Genomic DNA, 18,524 nt, shown 5'->3' on the forward strand with positions numbered 1-18,524 from the left:
ACACCCTAAAACCCCCAACCCCACCACACCACACGCAAAGGACAGGCCAGTGGCACAGCTATCCCGGACACTCGCCCACGTCATGGCTGAATACCCCCGCTTCCAGCCGACGCTGACGCCCCCGGACAACCCAGCCTGCCACGGCGATATCGCCCACTTTTGTCACCCCGACACCCTGGGGGCCGCCATCACAAGCGCGGTAGAAAAATACGACATCGAACCCAAACACGCCGCCCAACTGTGGTGGTTTTCCTGGTGCAACTCCACGGTCAGCGCAAGCGTGACGGCAATGGTGGAGTTCTACAAAATCCCCAGCCTCGACCTGGAACAAGGACAAATCTTCCACGTGGAAGAAAGCGGACACCCGGACCCCTACTGGTGTGGCTTCCTACCCGCCGACCTGATCTCGGCACAGCAGGTGGAAACCTTCCTCACCGGGCTGCAACCAAACAGCCCCACACAACAAGCACTGGCCGAACTATCCGCCACCATCGACGACCCTGACGATCTCGCAGAACTCCACGCGTGCGCCGCCTCGGCACACGCAATGACAGCCGGCGCCAGCCGCATCATCGCGGCCATCGGCGCGAGCTTCGAAGTCAAACCCGCCCCACTATGGGCAGTTTTGGGAGACGCTTTCGTCACCCACGCGGTGGCCGTCGGAAACGACAGCTTCGACCCGGCCCGCGGCGTCGCAATCGCACGGGCACTCAACGCCGGCCTAGCAGAACACGTACCCAGCCCACGATTCGACATCATTCGCGACGGGCACCTGCTTGACCGGGGTGAGCACGATAAGGCGCGCGCCGGGGATTGCGGCATTGATGATGACGACCACGTGGTGGCGAAAAGGTCATCGTGCTGCATGATTTATCACTCACCGCGGGCCGGGAAATGCCTGTCGTGCCCCAAACAGCTACCCCAGGATCGGGAAGAAAAACTCCTAAACTACGTCGCATCCTTGTAAACACCACTAGGCTGGCTGCTGGTGATAGACACCATCAACACGTGCTTGCCGCACCCAGGGTGCGCGCAACAGTGCCGGGGTTGTCGCATAGCGCCAAACATTCGGGATTGTTTCGCGCTTCATCGTCACTTCAACAAGGGGCGAGTGGTGAGGGCAAACACCGCTTTTCAGGAGCCTTAAAACATGAGCTTTTTCGCTGACATTGCCAGGGCCCTCGACGCGGCCAGCATCGAGTACCGCGTAGGCAACGACGATCATGTGATGGTTCCCATCACAAGTGGCGTCGAGGTGCAGTTCGTTGAGATTGACCCCGTCGTTCCCGCCGCCAACGTTTATATCGCGGCGGTCGACGACCAAACCGGCGAGGAATTCGCCCCGGAACTCGTGGGCGTGGTGTTTTCCACCGACGATGCCGTGACCACCATCGAGCGCTACATCACCACGGATCTGGTGGTGACATTCATCCGCGATTTGATGGAGGGCACCGATGAGCGCATCCAGGATCTGGATTTCGCCCAAAACCATGAGGACCCCAACGTGTTGTCCGCCGAGGTGGGGGACAACTCCTATTTGCTGGTGCTGATCGATGATTCTGGGACTGAGCCGGAAGCCCGGGTCATTTTCGAGGTTCCCAACGATGATGCGGAAGAAGACGAAGCGGCCTGGGCTGTTCCGTTGACTTCTGAGGTACTGGAATTGGGTACCTACACTGACTTCGACCGTCTTTTGGACGTCCTGGAGCTGGCTAGTGAGCACGCCGGCAATTGGGAGCGGGCCCTATCCCAGTCGGCTCATGCTGTGGAGGACGAGCCGGAGGTCTACGACATTTTTGGCCTCGACGACGAAGACGTCGTCGGTCCTCCTCCTGTACTTGACGAGGATGAGGACGAGGATGACGAGGTCGAATCGGACGAGACCAGATAAGGCTTTTGCCGCTGTTGTCAGTTCTTCTTCCTCGGCGCACCCCGCGCACCTTCATTGTCGAAAGAAATAAGGTGCGCGGGGTGTGGTGTTTAAGCCGCGTGTGCCGCGTCGAACAGCGCCCCCGGGGAGCGCAGCGGCTCGAGGTGGCGGTTGGTGACCCAGCACAGGGTGGGGGAGGACTCGCCGAGTAGTTCGTGGATGTCGAAGCTTGCCGCGCCGGAGAGCAGGGCACGCACCCATCCTTGTGCCCATTCCGCCTCAACGGGGTGGCCCTGCGGGGAGCTGAAGCGGGCGCTGATGAGAAACGCTGGCTGCCGAATCTCCCCACTGGTGCGGATGATGTCTTTGGCAGTGTGACCCAGGCGTAGGCGCTGCAGGCTGACGGTCAGCGGTGGGCAGTCCGCCACGGCGGGAAGTTTTTTCGATGGTGGTCGCCAGGTGCCCGAGGTGCGGGTGAGCGCGCGGGGGTGGGCGATGATCGACTCCAGCGACAGCAGGGTTTCTCGCTGGGTACGGGCAATGTCCATGGTGCGCTCCTGCATGGAGATGCGCGGGCGCTGGGGCTGTTGGTGGGTCTCGGTCAGGCGGCTGGTGATATCGGTGATGTTTCGCATGCCGCCACAGTAGAAGACGCCGTGCAAGAACCGGCCAAATCTTTCGAAAATGCATTCGAATCCGGCGGGTGTGGGCTGGGTTTTTTAGGTGCCCATTGGTTCGGTTAAAGGGTTTGGCGTTAGGGTATGCCCGTGCCCACCTTTATGAGTCGAAAAAACCGCCCGGCGCCGGCGGCGAAAGTGCCGATTCCGCACGAGATCTGGATTCTTGTCGGCGCGGCTTTCATCATTGCACTGGGCTATGGGTTGGTTGCGCCGATCATTCCGCAATTTGCCCGCAGTTTTGATGTCAGTATCGCAGCGGCTGGCGCGGTGATCAGTGCTTTTGCGGGCATGCGTTTGGTGTTTGCCCCGGTGTCGGGCAAGCTGGTCAATCTTTTGGGCTCTCGCATCACCTACTTGGTGGGCTTGTCGACGGTGGCGTTGTCCACGATGGCGGTGGCTACCGCGGGGGACTATTGGCATGTGCTGATTCTGCGGGCGCTGGGCGGGATTGGCTCCACCATGTTCACGGTCTCGGCGATGGGCTTGATTGTGCGCATTGCCCCGGAGGAGATTCGGGGCCGCGCCTCTTCGACGTATGCCACGGCGTTTTTGTTGGGCAATATCATCGGCCCGGTGGTCGGGGCGGCGTTGAGCCCGCTGGGGATGCGGCTTCCTTTCGTCATTTACGGGGTGGCTTTGATGGTGGCCACGGTTGTGGTCGCTGTTGGTTTGAAACCAACCGCGATGCGGGCGGTGGATAAATCCTCAACTGCCGCGCCGATGACCTTGGCTGAGGGCTGGCGCGATACGGCCTATCGGGCTGCGGTGACCAGTGCCTTTGCGATGGGGTGGACGAACTTTGGGGTGCGCGTGGCGGTGGTTCCGCTGTTTGCTGCGGCGACTTTTGCCAACGGCGTTAAAGTCGCCGGTATTGCCTTGGCGATGTTTGCGGTGGGTAACGCTATTGCCCTGCAGTTCAGTGGGCGGCTGGCCGATTCGGTGGGGCGGCGGCCGTTGATTGTGTTTGGGGTGGCGCTCAATGCGGTGTTTGCTTCGCTGATTGGGCTGAGTGATTCGCTGGTGTTGCTCTATGTCTTTTCGGTGTTGGCTGGTGCGGGTGCTGGTGCGGTCAATCCGGCGCAGCAGGCGAGTATGGCTGACATTATTGGGCGTCATCGGTCGGGTGGCACGGTGTTGTCCACGTATCAGATGGCCCAGGATTTGGGTGCGATTTCTGGCCCTTTGATCGTGGGTGTCATTGCCGATCATTATGGGTATGGCCCGGGGTTTGCGGTGTGTGGATTGGTGGGCGCTGTGGCGTTTGTGGCGTGGATTTTTGGTCGTGAAACGTTGCCACCAAAGGTTGTTCCGCGCCCGGTGTGACGAAGAAAACCTATTGCTGCACTCGTATATCAATAGGTATTTATCCCTGCTCACGGCTAGTGGGCGGGTGCGAAAGGGTGGCCTGGGTAGCGTTTGTGCAGGTGGCGCGAATGGCTTTATAGGTCGTTGTTGCGTAGTGTGGATTCAACAATGAGCAATACCGATAACGTCACCGGCGACGTAAACGAGCCGGAAAACGTCATTTTGTCGGAAGTGGAAGATCATTCGCAGGGCGAGCAACAAGCCGCCGGGGAAGCGAAAGAATCTGAGGCTACCGGCCCGAACGAAGGCTTTGATGGCCTAGGACTCCCCGCGAATGTGCTTTCCGCAGTCGCTCAGGTGGGTTACGAAACTCCCTCCCCCATTCAGTCCGCCACCATTCCGGTGCTGATGGAAGGCCACGATGTGGTGGGCCTTGCACAGACCGGTACGGGCAAAACCGCAGCGTTTGCGCTGCCGGTTCTGGCGCGCATCGACTCGCAGCTGCGAGCACCCCAGGCTTTGGTCCTGGCCCCCACCCGTGAGTTGGCCTTGCAGGTCGCTGACGCCTTCCAGTCTTTCGCCGACAATCTTGGTGGCATTCATGTGCTGCCGATCTACGGCGGTCAGGCATACGGCGTGCAGCTGTCCGGCTTGCGTCGTGGCGCCCAGATCATCGTGGGCACCCCGGGTCGTGTCATCGACCACCTGTCTAAGGGTTCCCTGGATCTCTCCCAGCTGAAGTTCCTCGTCCTGGACGAGGCCGACGAGATGCTGAACATGGGCTTCCAGGAGGACGTCGAGCGTATCCTCGCTGACACTCCCGACACTAAGCAGGTTGCACTGTTCTCCGCGACCATGCCCCCGGCGATTCGTCGCCTGTCCAAGCAGTACCTGAACGAGCCCCGCGAGATCACCGTCAAGAGTGAGACCCGCACCAACACCAACATCACTCAGCGTTACCTGTCGGTGGCGCACCGTAACAAGCTTGACGCGTTGACCCGCATTCTTGAGGTCACCGAGTTCGAGGCCATGATCATGTTCGTGCGTACCAAGCACGAGACTGAGGAGCTGGCTGAGAAGCTGCGCGCCCGTGGTTTCTCTGCGGCCGCCATCAACGGTGACATTGCCCAGGCTCAGCGTGAGCGCACTGTCGATCAGCTCAAGGATGGCCGCCTGGACATCCTGGTTGCGACCGATGTTGCTGCCCGTGGCTTGGACGTGGATCGCATCAGCCATGTGTTGAACTACGACATTCCCAACGACACGGAAAGCTACGTGCACCGCATTGGTCGTACCGGCCGTGCTGGTCGTTCGGGTGAGGCTATCTTGTTCGTCACTCCGCGTGAGCGTCGGATGCTGCGTTCCATTGAGCGCGCCACCAACGCGCCGCTGGAGGAGATGGAGCTGCCGACCGTTGACGAGGTCAACGAGTTCCGCAAGTCGAAGTTCATGGATTCCATCACCGAGTCCCTGGAACACACCGAAGTGGCGATGTTCCGTGGCCTGGTCAAGAAGTATTCCGATGAGCACGATGTGCCGTTGGAGGACATCGCCGCCGCCCTGGCTACCCAGGTGCAGGCCGATGATTTCTTGCTCAAGGAGCTGCCGCAGCAGCGCCGGGAGCGCGACCGCGACCGTGATCGTGGTGACCGGGGCGAGCGCCGTGAGCGTTTCGACCGGGATGCCCCGAGCCGTTTCGATCGCGACGGTAAAGAGATGGCCGTGTACCGCATTGCCGTTGGTAAGCGTCAGCACGTCCGCCCGGGCGCAATTGTTGGTGCGTTGGCTAACGAGGGCGGCCTGTCCAACCGTGACTTTGGTCGCATCACCATCCTGATGGAGCACTCCCTGGTGGAGCTGCCCAAGGATCTGCCGCGTGAGGTCTTCGACGCTTTGTCCGATACTCGGATTTCCGGCGAGTTGATCAACATTGAGCCGGATCCGGGCCCGCCGGCCGGTCGCCCCGCCTACAACCGTGAACGTGGCGGTGACCGTGGTGGTTACCGTGGCGGCCGGGATCGTGAGGATCGTGGCGGTTACCGTGGTGGCCGTGATGACCGTGGTGGTTTCCGCGGTGGTCGTGGTGGCCGGGATCGTGATGACCGCGGTGGTTTCCGTGGTGGCCGTGATGACCGTGGTGGTTTCCGCGGTGGTCGTGGTGGCCGGGATCGCGATGATCGCGGCGGTGACCGTGGTGGTTTCCGTGGCGGACGCGACCGCTACTAAGCGAAGCTAGCGCTAACAAACGCAAAAGAAGATCCCGTGGGCTTTCAACCAGAAAGTCCACGGGATCTTTTTGTCTGCCTGCACCAACAAGTCAGCAGCTGGGCGCACGCCGTGCGCTTGTGTGTCGCGCAGGGCCACACTCTATGTGTGCCAGCACTCCCAGGTTTTTGCCGTGGCCGCGGGGCAGGGGAGTAGGGAAGACACAAAAACCACCTGACACGGCACAGTGCACTTGCGCGAACTCACAACTGTGCAGCTATGCAACTGTGCAGCTGTGCAACTTCGCAGTGCCGTGTCAGGTGGCGTGTCAGGTGGCGTGGGGCTGGTGTGAGATCTTGTCTTTAAACGATGACCATCAGCAGGGCGACCAGCAGCCACAGACCATTGAAGATGCCGCCAAACATGGACAGCTGGCTCTTGGTCTTGTTCCAGTCGCTGACCTTTTTGACCTTCTTGTTGCCCGGCTGGTCGGGGTCGAGAGCCCCGAGCCCGGCCATCATGGTGCGCTGGCGGGGGATGATGGCCAGGTACAGCACCGCCCAGGCGATGATGCACAGCAGGATGCTGGCGTGGTACAGGCCGTTTTTCATCAGGTGGGGGTAGGCGAAGATCCAGGCGGCGATGCCGAAGACCGGCACCAGTCCGGACAGGGCCCCGTAGATGGTGGTGACCCGGTACATCAGGGCTGCGGATCCGACGGCTTGGGCGTCACCCTTGTGGGCGGCTAGTGCCTGGACCTGGAAAGTGGAGGTCGCGAACATGACGGGACCGAGAAACAAAATCGCGGTGATCACGTGGGCGGCGTAAATAAGGTTCATGGTGTCTAAAAGCACTCATTCCATGTTGTGGGTGGGCAAGCTACGTGCTTTGCCAGCAGGGCGGTACCCCGTGTGGGGCGAAAACACGTATGAATTTTCTTACCCTAGTTGCCTTAGCGGAAGTTCGCGAACCAGACAGCTGCGCTTCATGGTGGCGATATCTTCCTCCGTCAGCGCCAGCTGGTAGCGGGCGGCAACCACGGCCACTTTGCGGGCATACCAGCATCTGGCGCTGCTGGCTGGGGGCATCCATTCGGCGGGCAGCTGATCGGATTTGTCCCGGTTGGCCCTCGTGGCGACCACGATGAGGTTGTCAGGATCGTTGGCGAAGCTGATGCGTTGTTGCTCGCTCCAGGTGGCGGCCCCCAAATCCCAGGCGGCCGCCAGCGGAAACACGTGGTCGAGCTCAACATTGGTGCTGTTTATGGCCGCGCCGGTGTACGGGCAGGTGGCCTGCCCGCCACGGATCCGGCAGGAAGCGTCGACGGTGGTGCCGGCAAGTTGTTGTTGCAGTTGCGTGTGCCGGGTGGTGCAGCCGGAAGGATCGGCAGCCCAGCCCCTGCCGAAGTGGCTGCGCTGGTAGCCCAGGACGCGGGGGCGTTGGGCTGTGGTGGGAACCTGCGATAAGGACTGCGCCAGTGGTGGCGGCTGGTGCCCCGGGGTTGCCGGCGGAGACTGCCACGCCACGGCAAGCTGGCCGGCGGCCAAAAGCGCGCTGAGCGCACCAAGAATCACAAAACGTCGACGCATCACATCAGGTGTAGACGCACAACGCCAACGCGGTGGTTTTTCTTTCCCCCTGACACACACAAGTGGCGCCCTGCCACCTCCTCGCGATAACGACGATGAAGGGGACAGGGCGCCACAGGAAGCCCGTTTTGCGGGAGTTGTTCTCCCGCATAGTTCAAGCGAAGAAGAATCGACTTTTAACGGGCCTCAGGTGCGTCGATGATTTCTTCGGCCATGTCCTCAACGGACATGTCGGGGTTTTTCTCCACCGCACGGGCCAACATGGTGGCCTGGTCGAACTCCTCCAGGATGGCCTCATCCGGCTTGCGGGTGGCCAGGGAGACCACCACGATGCCCAAGGTCGCGGCAATCACGCCGGGCACAATCTCGTACAGGTCGGTCAACGCGCCCAGACCCATGCCCTCCAGGGCGGGGTTGAGCCAGCCCTGACCCCATGCGAAGGCGACGACAGCGCCGGCCACCAGGCCGGTGATCGCGCCCGCAGTATTCAGGCGGCGCCAGTAGAGCGCGAAAATCAGCAGCGGACCGAAAGCGGCACCGAAGCCCGCCCACGCGAACGCCACCAGACCAAGAATGGAATCGGAGGGGTTCATCGCCATCAGACCGGCGATAACCGCCACGGCCACCACCGCGGTACGCGACAGGTTAATCAGCACCTGGCTGGAGGGCTTCTTTTTCACCACGATCATGTAGATGTCTTCCACCAGGGCAGAAGAAGTCACCAACAGCTGGGAGGAAATCGTCGACATGATGGCCGCCAACACGGCGGTCAGAATCAGACCGGCAATCAGCGGGTGGAACAGGATACGACCCATATCCAGGAAGATCGTCTCGAAGTTCTCCTGGTCGGTGACCGCGATGGAGGGATCCTGACCAAAGAACGAGGTACCGATCACGGCGACCGCAGTCGCGCCGATGATGCACAAAAGCATCCAGAAAATACCGATGCGACGGCCGGTCTTGGCCTCACCGGGGGTGCGCAACGCCATGAAACGCACCACGATGTGCGGCTGGCCGAAGTAGCCCAAGCCCCACGCCAAGGCAGAGATCACACCGATGGCGCTCATTCCCTTGATCATGGAGAAGAACTCCGGGTTGCCTTCCGGCCACGGGCCATAAGGCTTATCGGTCGCCCAGGTGAACAGGGTGGAAGTATCAGCCAGTGCGAAATACGCCATCACCGGAACGATCAACAGCGCCGCAAACATCAGCATGCCCTGCACCGCATCCGTGTAGGACACCGCCAGGAAGCCACCAATGAAGGTGTAGGCCACCGTCACGGCGGCCACGATCAGCATGCCGTCAATGTAGGAGCCACCAAAAGTAGCCTCAAAGTAGCGCCCGCCGGACACCATGCCGGAAGACACATAGAAGGTGAAGAACACCAAAATCACAATCGAAGACAGCACGCGCAACGCGCGGGAAGAATCGTGCAGACGATTCTCAATAAACGACGGCAACGTCAGCGAGTTGCCGGCGATTTCGGTGTAGGACCGCAGACGCGGGGCCACCCACATCCAGTTCGCCCAACAACCAATGAGCAGACCGATAGCGATCCACAACTCGCCCATACCGGACACGAACAGCGCGCCGGGAAGACCCATCAGCAGCCATCCGGACATATCGGATGCGCCCGCAGAAAGTGCCGCCACGAAAGGGTTGAGACCGCGGCCGGCCAGCATGTAGTCGTCGTACTCGTCTGTTTGACGATAACTCCAATAACCAATGGCGAGCATCACCAGCATGTAGATGACGATCGCGATGATAAACCAAGTATTTTGGCTTATTCCTTCTGAGGTCATGAAAGACAGGCCTCCTATTTACACAAAAAGTTTTTCCGTCACCGGCCGGGAAGCCTCCACGAAACATAAGGGGTGGTTGTCGTGGCAAAAAACAATCGGCCGGTGTTGTACCAGTCACATTATGGTCGCTGAAGCGATGTGATGCACGGAATATCGAAAATTATTTACTCATTTACTGCTGCGGTGCGTCACACCCCACGCACCAGCACGCGCGCACCTGCGCTTTTCGCCGCAAGCTACCGCAGCGGGGTCACCCCCGCGCGCACAAGTCGGCACCAGCGCGCCACGGGCACAGCGTGCCCCTGAAATCCAAGCAGTCGTTGACAGGAAAATAACAGCAACACTGTGGCCGACTGCCTCAGGGATCCCGGGCAGCGCCCGGCCCACACCCTACGCGCCCACGGGGGCTAAACCAAACATAAACCATGCAAAACGGGGGTAAGTCCGTGGAAGAAAACGCCACGCACCCACCCCAAAACCCCCGCCTTGTCACCCCCACAAAACCCCCGCTTTGTGCAGGTCACACCACCTGGCGCCCGCAGCCGACCCGGGATTTCACACCAGGGAAGAAAAACCTGGAAAAACCCTGTGAGCCCCAGGTGGGCAAACCCCACCCATCAGCAACCCACCACCAGCACCCACCGCCTACTAGACTTGCCCCTTATGAGTGAGTACGTCCTACACGGCCTATGGACCCGCGAACAACAACTAGCGCTATGGGTCGAACAAATCGACGGCCACCGCGTGCTCAAACTCCACGACCTTCCCCCCGGCGCCCTGCCCCCAGCCATCGACACCCTGCTTTCGCCGATCACTGCCAAAGGGCGCGAAAAAGTGGTCCTCCGCAGCCCCAAAGGCCGCCTACCGGTGCTCACCGTGCCCACCACACCACTGCTGCCGGATATGGCCATCAAACTCCTCGCCGCTATCGCCGAAGGCGCACCCCACGCCCAACCCGAGGACACCCCCACCATCACCGCGCTGGGAACCAGCACCCAATGGGACACCATCGGCCCCGAACTGCGCTACCTCGCCCACCTGTCCACCGCGCTTGAAACCTTCGCCCGCACCGGGCGCATCACCATCGGCATGCACGCCGTCGGCAACGAGTGGTACCCCATCTTCCAACTCGCCGCCGGCCCGGAAACCACCCAGTTTTTCGCCGCCATGGAAGCCGCCGCCCCCGAAGTACTCACCCGCAACTTCGGTGCTCAACTCGCAGACTCCTTCGCCGCCACCCTGTTCCACCACGTGGTGCTGAACCTGATTGCCCCCAACCAGGCCATCTACGCCGCCCACAGCCTGCACCCCTTCACCAAAGCACTACTTACCACCACCCCGCTAGCCAAAGGCGGGCCCCAAATGGTCAGCAAACTCAACGCCTGGCGCAGCTCCGTATCCACCGTGCCACTATCCATCGTCATCCTCGTCGACGATGACGAAGGCGACGAGTTCGGCAAACCCGGGCGCACCCGCCTGGAAAGCTACCTGGCCACCGCCGGCGCCCATGCCGACGAGCCCCTTTTCGACATCAAACTCCGGCTCCGCGTCGGCGCCGGGGCGCCCACCACCCGCACCGACATCACCATCCCCGGCATCACCGACGCGGAACTGAACAAACTCCACACCAGCGTGCTGGCCACCGCGCCCACCTTGAACGCCGGACGCCCCGCCCACACCGTCTTCGAGCCCCTCACAGACGACTTCGGCGAACCCATCGACGACAGCTGGGACGTAGTCCTCACCGTCGAAGAACTCGAACAATTCCTCGCCCACGATGTCCCCGCACTCCACAAAGCCGGCATCCACGTCATGCTGCCCAAAAACTGGTCCGCCGCCATGGCCTCACTAAGCATCGACACCCGCAGCCACGACGCCGCAGCCACCGCCACCGCCCCCCAGCTTGGACTCGACCACATGGTCGAATACGCCCTCAACATCGACCTCGACGGCATGGGACTCAGCCCCCAAGAAGTCGAACAACTGCTCACCAGCCACAGCAACCTCGTCAAAGTCCGCAACAACTGGGTCATCGCAGACTCCGCCGCCATGCGACGCGTCCGCGACTTCGTCGCACAACTCAAAGACACCTCCCAACGCACCATCACCACCCGCATCGAGGAAATCAACGCCCGCCTCGCACTGCTCGACACCCTCGAACCCAGCCCAGAAAACACCCAAGAACACGCCAACCTCACCCGCGAACTCGCCGAACTGACCAAGGCTCAAAACGCCCCCACGGCCGACACCATCGCCGCCGCCGACCTACACCGCATGCTGCTCGAAGCCGACAAAGACATCCCTGTCGCCTTCGCCGGCGACGGCTACCACGACTCCCTGATCGCCAGCATCCACGGCACACCCCCCGACGGCATCGACCTACCTGAGACCATCCACGCCGAACTCCGCCACTACCAACAGCGCGGCGTCGCCTGGCTGTCCTGGATGTCCAGCCACAACATCGGCGCCATCCTCGCCGACGACATGGGGCTAGGAAAAACACTACAAATACTGAGCCTGCTCGCCTACGAACGCCACCACAACCCCACCGCCCCCGCCACCCTGATCATCGTGCCCACCAGCGTGGTCGGAAACTGGGAAAAAGAAATCGCCCGCTTCACCCCCAGCCTGCGCACCTACACCCACTACGGCCCCCAGTGCGCCCAACAACACGAGCTAGACGAAGCACTAACCAACCACCACATCGTCCTCACCACCTACGGGCTCGCCACCCGCGACATCACCCAACTGGCCGCCCACACCTTCGACCACGTCATCCTCGACGAAGCCCAAGCCATTAAAAACCCCACCACCCGCACCGCCAAAGCCGTGCGCGCCATCCCCGCCCGCCAACGCATCGCCCTGACCGGCACCCCGGTCGAAAACAAACTCTCCGAACTGCGCGCCCTACTCGACTGGGCCAACCCCGGCATGCTCGGCAGCCCCAACTTCTTCCGCAACCACTTCGCCACCGCCATCGAGAAATACCAAGACCCCACCCAAACCCAAAAACTCGCCTCCCTCACCCGGCCCTTCATCCTCCGCCGCGTCAAAACCGACCCTGCCATCATCGACGACCTCCCCGAAAAAAACGAAGAAAACATCCTCGTCGACCTCACCCCGGAACAAGCCTCCCTCTACAAAACCGTCACCGAAGACCTCCTGGCCAAAATCGCCGACGCCAAAAAACACCACACCGGGCCCGTCCGCGGCGCAGTGTTCTACCTCATCACCGCCATCAAACAAATCTGCAACCACCCCGCCCACTACGCCGGCGACAACAGCCCCATCATGGACAACGGCCGCCACCGCTCCGGCAAACTCAAAGCCCTCGACCACATCGTCGAAAAAGCACTAGCCAAAGACGAAAAAATCATCGTCTTCACCCAATACGCAAAATTCGGCGCCATGCTCGCCCGCCACCTCAACGACACCACCGGCGGCGACATCCCCTTCCTCCACGGCGCCGTCAGCCGCACCCAACGCGACACCATGGTCAACGCCTTCCAACAACCCGACGGCCCCAAAATCATGGTGCTCTCCCTCAAAGCCGGCGGCACCGGACTCAACCTCACAGCCGCCAACCACGTCATCCACATGGACCGCTGGTGGAACCCCGCCGTCGAAAACCAAGCCACCGACCGCGCCTTCCGCATCGGCCAAAACAAAAACGTCCACGTCCACAAAATGATCACCCGCGGCACCCTCGAAGAACGCATCAACGACATCATCACCGGCAAAATCCACCTCGCCAACTCCATCATCGGCCACGGCGAAGGCTGGATCACCCAACTCGCCCCCGAACAACTCGCCAAACTCGTCGCCTTCCGCGAAGAAGCCGACGACCACTACATCGCCCTCGCCCACGCCCCACGCCCCGGCGAAAACCCCCAGTGGGACAGCCCAGAAGCCCTCGACACCGACGCGGCAGGCAAATGGAAACCCAGCCGCGTGCAACTCCCCGACACCGATGAACCAACCAACCGACTCGACCCACTAGGCGACGCCGCCTTAAGGCCCGACAGCGCCGTCGACGACGCCGAACGCGGCCACATCATCGACATCAACACCAGAAAAAACCACTAGATGACCCCCGGCACCCACCACCTTCGGCAAGGACCCACCCATGGCTAAAAAAGACAACGTCATCTACGTCAACTTCGGCGCCCCCACCCCAGGAACCCCCGAACCAACCCCCGCCAGCCCCCACTACACCAGCGACAACGCCACCAGCCTCGCCGGGGCCATGATCTACGACGCCGTCGTCGCCAACGCTGATGCCGGAAGAATCAGCCGCGGCAAAGCCTACGCCGCCAACGGCGCAGTCGTCCGGCTGTCCCTAACCCCCGGACTCATCCGCGGTGTCATCGCCGGCAGCCAACCCGAACCCTTCCACGCCAGCATCGAACTATCCCACCCCACCGCCGCCCACATGCAAGAAATCGTCGACGCCCTCGCCACCACCCCCGGCGGAAAAATCGGCCTCATGCGGGCAGTACACAGCCCCACCGGCCTCAACATGCTGCTGCTCGGGCAACGCCCCACCCAACAAGACTCCACCCCACCGTATAGTCGCGTCCCCGTCACCCTCAATTGCAGCTGCCCCGACTACGCCCGCGGCAACACCTGCAAACACCTCGTCGCCCTGGCACTAGCCACCAACGACAGACTCAACACCAACCCCGAAACCATCTTCGACCTATTCCACCTCACCGCCGACACCCTCATCAACGCCCAACTCGCCCACCACAACACCCCCAAAACCACCGGCCACACCACCGGCGAAACCACCACAGACTCCCAGCCCGACACCCCCACCGCCGAACACTTCTGGCAAGGCCACCCACTCCCAGACATCCCAGAACTTGGCGTGCGAGACTCACTCGAACACGGCGACATCAGACACCTTCGCGCCGCCCTGCGCGTCATCACCTACAGCCGCTTCGAAGAAATGCGCATCATCGACGAACTCCGCGACATCTTCGACGACATCATCGACACCGGAAGCTTCGACGACCACGACATCGACCTCACCCAAGCCCCCACCGGAGACGGCTGGGACAACTACCGCACCCTCGGCGACCACAACCAACCCCTGCCCCGACTCAAAGACCACACCCCACACTTCGACGACGACACCCCACCAACCCCCTAAACCCAACCACCGGCACAACACCACCACCGCAATTGCGGGCCACATGGTAGAGAAGAACACATGAACGTGCGTTTTCTTCACACCTCCGACTGGCAAATCGGAGCCACCTACTGGATGCTCGACGCCGACGGCCAAGCCCGACTCGACCAAGCCCGACTCGACGCCATCCGCACCATGGGAACCATCGCCCACGACACCAACTGCGCCTTCATGCTCGTCGCAGGCGACATCTTCGACAAAAACAGCCTGAAGAAAACCACCCTCAACCGGGCCCTAGAAACCATCAAATCCATCCCCGTGCCCGTCTACCTCCTCCCCGGCAACCACGACCCCCTCACCGCCGACAGCGTCTTCTACCAAGCCACCCAACTCGACAACGTCACCGTCCTCGACCACACCGGGCCCTTCACCGTCACCGACCACGTCGAACTCGTCGCCGCACCACTGCTCACCCGCCACACCTACGAAGACCCCGTCGCACGCATGCTCAGCACCCTCGACACCCCCGCCCCCGGCACCATCCGCATCGCCTGCGGCCACGGCGCAGTCGACAGCCACACCAGCATCGCACAACCCAACACCATCGACCTGGCCACCGTCACCGAAGCACTCGACAACCACCTCATCGACTACCTCGCACTCGGCGACACCCACTCCACCCGCCAACTCGACGAACACAACCGCATCTACTACTCCGGCGCCCCAGAAGTCACCGACTTCCACGACTTCGACGGCCACCCCATCGGAGCCACCACCGGCAGCAACGAAACCAACTCCGGCAACTGCCTCGTCGTCGACATCACCAAAGACACCACCGGCCCCGCGGCCATCACCGTCACCCCCCACACCACCGGCACCTGGACCTTCCAAGCCCACACCCGCGACTGCAACAGCCAACACGACGCCGAAGAATTCATCACCTTCCTAAAAAGCTTCACCGACAAACCACGCACCGTCATCAAATACGCCCTCATCGGCACCGTCGACGTCGCCACCAAACAATTCCTCGAACACCAACTCAACGAACTCGAACCCACCTTCGCCGCCCTCTACCCCCGCACCAGACTCCACCACCTCACCCTCAACCCCAGCGACGACGACCTCGACAACCTCAACCTCAACGGCTACGCCAACCAAGCCCTCAAAGAACTCATCGACAACGACGAAACAGACGCCCTCAGCCTGATGTTCCGACTCACCCAGGACCAGCAATGATCATCCACAGCATCGAACTCCACCACGTCAAAGGCATCGAACACCTCCACCTCGACAACCTCAACCCCACCGGCGTCACCGTCATCCACGGGCCCAACGAAAAAGGAAAATCCACCATCCTTTACGCCCTCCAACAGGCCCTCACCCTCAAACACGGATCCACCGCAGCCCCCGCCAAAAACATGACCCCCAAAGGCACCTCCGAAGGATCCACCATCATCCTCGACGCCACCATCGGCACCGAAAAAATCCACCTCGAAAAAACCTACAACTACAAGAAAAAATGCCTGCTGAAAACCTCCCGCGGCACCCTCACCGGAAACCAAGCAGAAGACGCCCTGGCACAACTACTCAACAACAGCGTTGACAACGACCTCAAAGACATCCTCTTCGTCGAACAAGGAAACCTCGACAACGCCCTCCAAGCCCTCGGCCTGCCCTCCCTCCAACGCAGCCTCGACACCTTCACCAACGACCACCACCACACCCACCACACCGACGACCACCTCATCGAAGCCGCCGCCGCAGAATACAAGCGCTACTACACCGAAAAAACCGCCAAAACCGCCGGCGAACTCAAAGACGCCACCACCACCCTCACCGCCGCAGAAGACACCTGCAAACAACTACGCGAAAAAGCCCAAGCACTCCGCGAACACGTAGAAAACGTCGCCCGACTCACCGAACAACGCGACACCGCCACCGCAGACATCGACACCCGCAAACAACACGTCGCCGAAGCACAACTCGCCGCCGAACAAGCCCAACAAGTGCAACAACACTACGACGCCACCATCGCCACCCGCGCACAAGCCATCGCCGACTACACCCACACCGAACAACTCCACCAACGCCGCGAAGAACTCGCCAAAGACCTCACCCGAGCACAACAAGCCGCAACAGACGCCGCACAAACCCACCAAGAACTCGCCGACAAAGTCGCACAACACCGCGACAAACTCGACGCCGCCGAAAAAGACATCAAAGACCACGAACAACACGCCCAACAAGCGCGCACCCAACGCCGACGCGTCACCGCACAACGCGACCTCGTCCAAGTATTCTCCGACGCCACCGCAGCCAAAAACCTCTACGACAAAGCCCAACGCGCCAGCAACGAACTCGATCACGCACACAAACAACGCGACACCCGCCCCATTAGCGCCGCAGACGTTGAACGCATCGCCACCATCGACGTCGACCTGCGCACCGCCCGCAGCGTCCTACAAGCAACCAGCACCCAAGTAGAACTCGTCGCCGAAAATACCCAAGAAATCACCTACGGCGACGACACCATCCAACTCACAGCACACACCCCACTAACCCGCGCCCTCACCGAACCCATCGCCATCACCATCGGCGAAGTGCGCGCCACCATCACCCCCGGGCGCAGCGAAAACCAAGCCCGAGACGACGTCGAAAAACTCCAGGAAAAACTACACACCGCACTCGTTGACCTCGGGGTAGAGAACCTTGACGAAGCCCGCGACAAAGCCGAAGCCGCAGCAGTCGCCCAACACAACTACGAACGCGCCCACCAAGCCCTCGACGCCCTCCTCGGCGAAGAAACCCTCGACGAACTCAAACGACGCGCCGAAGAACTCGACACCCGAATGCTTCGACTCAGCCAAGACATCGAAGACGGACAAACCTTCCTGAGCACCCTCACCCCAGACACAACCGAACACACCCTGGCAGAACTGTCCGCACAAGTCCACCAATCCACCACAGCAGAAGACACCGCCGACCAACACCTCGCCGACGCCCGCACCAACCGCGACCTCCTGCTCAACTCACCCCTGCTGCAACAATTCGCCCAAGCCGAAACCCTCCACCAAGCCACCAAAGAAGCCCAAAACCGCGCAGAAGACAAACTGCGCACCTTCGACGAAGAACACGACCCAGAAGAACTCGCAGCCCTGGCCCACACCCAGCAAGCCGCAGTCGCCGAAGCCGGACGCGCAGTCGAACAAGCCCGAGCCCAGCTCGAACAAGCACAACCCGAAATGGCAGCCAGCATCGCCGAAGGCGCAGTCGCAGCCCTCGAACGCACCCTGGAAACCGTCCGCCAAGCCGACATGGACATCAACAAACACCTCAGCTACATCGACGCAGCCCAAGGCATAGAAGAACAACTAGCCCACGCAGAAGCACACCTCACAGACGCCCGCCGGCGCTTCGAGGCAGTGTCGCGCCGGGCGCATGCGGCGAAGGTGTTGTTCGAGACACTGGTGCGTTGTCGTGATGCAGCCCGTGCCGCCTACGCGCAGCCCTATACGGATTTGCTGGATCAGTTGATGACGAGCGTGTTTGGTCATCCTTCGGCTACCGACCTCAACGACAAGTTGGAGGTATCTGGCCGCCGGCAGGATGGGGAGATTGTGGAGCTGACGCAGTTGTCGGGTGGTGCGCAAGAACAATTGTCGATCTTGCAGCGTTTGGCGATTGTCCAGTTGGTGGGGGAGGACGAGGGAGTGCCGCTGATCATTGATGACCCTTTGGGCAATACTGATTCTTTGCGGTTGCGGGCGATGTCTGCGTTGATTGCGCAGGCCGCGAAGAAGCATCAGGTGATCATTTTGACGTGCGCGCCGGAGCGTTTCGATTATGTGGCGGGCGCGGATGTGCGGTCGATGTCGCAGCTTTTGGGGGCTGCCGCTTAGCCGGGCTGCTATTAGGCAGAAGAAAAGTCCTGCACAAGCG

General features: G+C 61.2%; 12 protein-coding genes. 8 read left to right on the forward strand and 4 right to left on the reverse strand.

Features of this window, described 5'->3' with window-relative positions; all coding sequences use genetic code 11:
* Positions 1–82 precede the first annotated feature (82 nt).
* The gene (locus CAQU_RS04850; protein ID WP_157108912.1) at positions 83–967 is read left to right on the forward strand and encodes a (2Fe-2S)-binding protein; all 885 of its coding nucleotides are present in this window, start codon (positions 83–85) and stop codon (positions 965–967) included.
* Between the two features lie 183 nt (positions 968–1,150).
* Positions 1,151–1,891 (forward strand): hypothetical protein, encoded by a 741-nt coding sequence (locus CAQU_RS04855; protein ID WP_075725723.1) that lies wholly within the window; start codon positions 1,151–1,153, stop codon positions 1,889–1,891.
* 89 nt (positions 1,892–1,980) lie between these two features.
* On the opposite strand, the gene CAQU_RS04860 is transcribed toward CAQU_RS04855, so the two are convergent.
* Positions 1,981–2,505, reverse strand: a complete 525-nt coding sequence (locus tag CAQU_RS04860; RefSeq protein ID WP_157108913.1) for a hypothetical protein — start codon at positions 2,503–2,505, stop codon at positions 1,981–1,983.
* A gap of 144 nt (positions 2,506–2,649) precedes the next feature.
* Here CAQU_RS04860 and CAQU_RS04865 point away from each other — a divergent pair, with 144 nt between their 5' ends.
* Positions 2,650–3,873 (forward strand): MFS transporter, encoded by a 1,224-nt coding sequence (locus tag CAQU_RS04865; protein ID WP_075728396.1) that lies wholly within the window; start codon positions 2,650–2,652, stop codon positions 3,871–3,873.
* A 150-nt stretch (positions 3,874–4,023) separates the two neighbouring features.
* Positions 4,024–6,081, forward strand: a complete 2,058-nt coding sequence (locus CAQU_RS04870) for a DEAD/DEAH box helicase (RefSeq protein ID WP_075725725.1) — start codon at positions 4,024–4,026, stop codon at positions 6,079–6,081.
* A 341-nt stretch (positions 6,082–6,422) separates the two neighbouring features.
* On the opposite strand, the gene CAQU_RS04875 is transcribed toward CAQU_RS04870, so the two are convergent.
* From CAQU_RS04875 to putP, 3 genes are all read right to left on the reverse strand, one after another.
* Positions 6,423–6,899 (reverse strand): hypothetical protein, encoded by a 477-nt coding sequence (locus CAQU_RS04875; protein ID WP_075725727.1) that lies wholly within the window; start codon positions 6,897–6,899, stop codon positions 6,423–6,425.
* 99 nt (positions 6,900–6,998) lie between these two features.
* Complete coding sequence (locus tag CAQU_RS04880; protein ID WP_075725730.1) at positions 6,999–7,649, reverse strand: HNH endonuclease family protein; 651 nt, start codon at positions 7,647–7,649, stop codon at positions 6,999–7,001.
* 176 nt (positions 7,650–7,825) lie between these two features.
* A complete protein-coding gene (putP, locus tag CAQU_RS04885) occupies positions 7,826–9,436 on the reverse strand; it encodes a sodium/proline symporter PutP (protein WP_075728398.1) in 1,611 nt (536 codons plus the stop codon).
* Positions 9,437–10,114: 678 nt separating this feature from the next.
* On the opposite strand from putP, the gene CAQU_RS04890 reads away from it, so the two are divergent.
* The 4 genes from CAQU_RS04890 to CAQU_RS04905 are packed head-to-tail and all read left to right on the forward strand — an operon-like array spanning position 10,115 to position 18,484.
* On the forward strand, positions 10,115–13,537 hold the full coding sequence (locus CAQU_RS04890) for a DEAD/DEAH box helicase (RefSeq protein ID WP_157108914.1): 3,423 nt from the start codon (positions 10,115–10,117) through the stop codon (positions 13,535–13,537).
* 40 nt (positions 13,538–13,577) lie between these two features.
* Positions 13,578–14,606, forward strand: coding sequence for an SWIM zinc finger family protein (locus tag CAQU_RS04895; protein WP_075725734.1), 1,029 nt, complete (start codon positions 13,578–13,580; stop codon positions 14,604–14,606).
* A 60-nt stretch (positions 14,607–14,666) separates the two neighbouring features.
* The gene (locus CAQU_RS04900) at positions 14,667–15,821 is read left to right on the forward strand and encodes a metallophosphoesterase family protein (protein ID WP_075725736.1); all 1,155 of its coding nucleotides are present in this window, start codon (positions 14,667–14,669) and stop codon (positions 15,819–15,821) included.
* A complete protein-coding gene (locus CAQU_RS04905; RefSeq protein ID WP_075725738.1) occupies positions 15,818–18,484 on the forward strand; it encodes an AAA family ATPase in 2,667 nt (888 codons plus the stop codon). Before CAQU_RS04900 ends, CAQU_RS04905 begins: the two co-directional genes overlap by 4 nt.
* The last annotated feature ends 40 nt before the right edge of the window (positions 18,485–18,524 follow it).

Origin of the sequence: Corynebacterium aquilae DSM 44791, from assembly GCF_001941445.1 — a bacterium.
GTDB lineage: Bacteria > Actinomycetota > Actinomycetes > Mycobacteriales > Mycobacteriaceae > Corynebacterium > Corynebacterium aquilae.

What these genes read in the sequence shown, in the direction of transcription:
- CAQU_RS04865 (WP_075728396.1), top strand. Translation starts at nt 2,650, where the DNA reads ATGAGTCGAAAAAACCGCCCGGCGCCGGCGGCGAAAGTGCCGATTCCG.
- CAQU_RS04890 (WP_157108914.1), top strand. Translation starts at nt 10,115, where the DNA reads ATGAGTGAGTACGTCCTACACGGCCTATGGACCCGCGAACAACAACTA.
- CAQU_RS04855 (WP_075725723.1), top strand. Translation starts at nt 1,151, where the DNA reads ATGAGCTTTTTCGCTGACATTGCCAGGGCCCTCGACGCGGCCAGCATC.
- CAQU_RS04875 (WP_075725727.1), bottom strand. Translation starts at nt 6,899, where the DNA reads ATGAACCTTATTTACGCCGCCCACGTGATCACCGCGATTTTGTTTCTC.
- CAQU_RS04860 (WP_157108913.1), bottom strand. Translation starts at nt 2,505, where the DNA reads ATGCGAAACATCACCGATATCACCAGCCGCCTGACCGAGACCCACCAA.
- CAQU_RS04905 (WP_075725738.1), top strand. Translation starts at nt 15,818, where the DNA reads ATGATCATCCACAGCATCGAACTCCACCACGTCAAAGGCATCGAACAC.
- CAQU_RS04895 (WP_075725734.1), top strand. Translation starts at nt 13,578, where the DNA reads ATGGCTAAAAAAGACAACGTCATCTACGTCAACTTCGGCGCCCCCACC.
- CAQU_RS04900 (WP_075725736.1), top strand. Translation starts at nt 14,667, where the DNA reads ATGAACGTGCGTTTTCTTCACACCTCCGACTGGCAAATCGGAGCCACC.
- CAQU_RS04880 (WP_075725730.1), bottom strand. Translation starts at nt 7,649, where the DNA reads ATGCGTCGACGTTTTGTGATTCTTGGTGCGCTCAGCGCGCTTTTGGCC.
- CAQU_RS04870 (WP_075725725.1), top strand. Translation starts at nt 4,024, where the DNA reads ATGAGCAATACCGATAACGTCACCGGCGACGTAAACGAGCCGGAAAAC.
- CAQU_RS04850 (WP_157108912.1), top strand. Translation starts at nt 83, where the DNA reads ATGGCTGAATACCCCCGCTTCCAGCCGACGCTGACGCCCCCGGACAAC.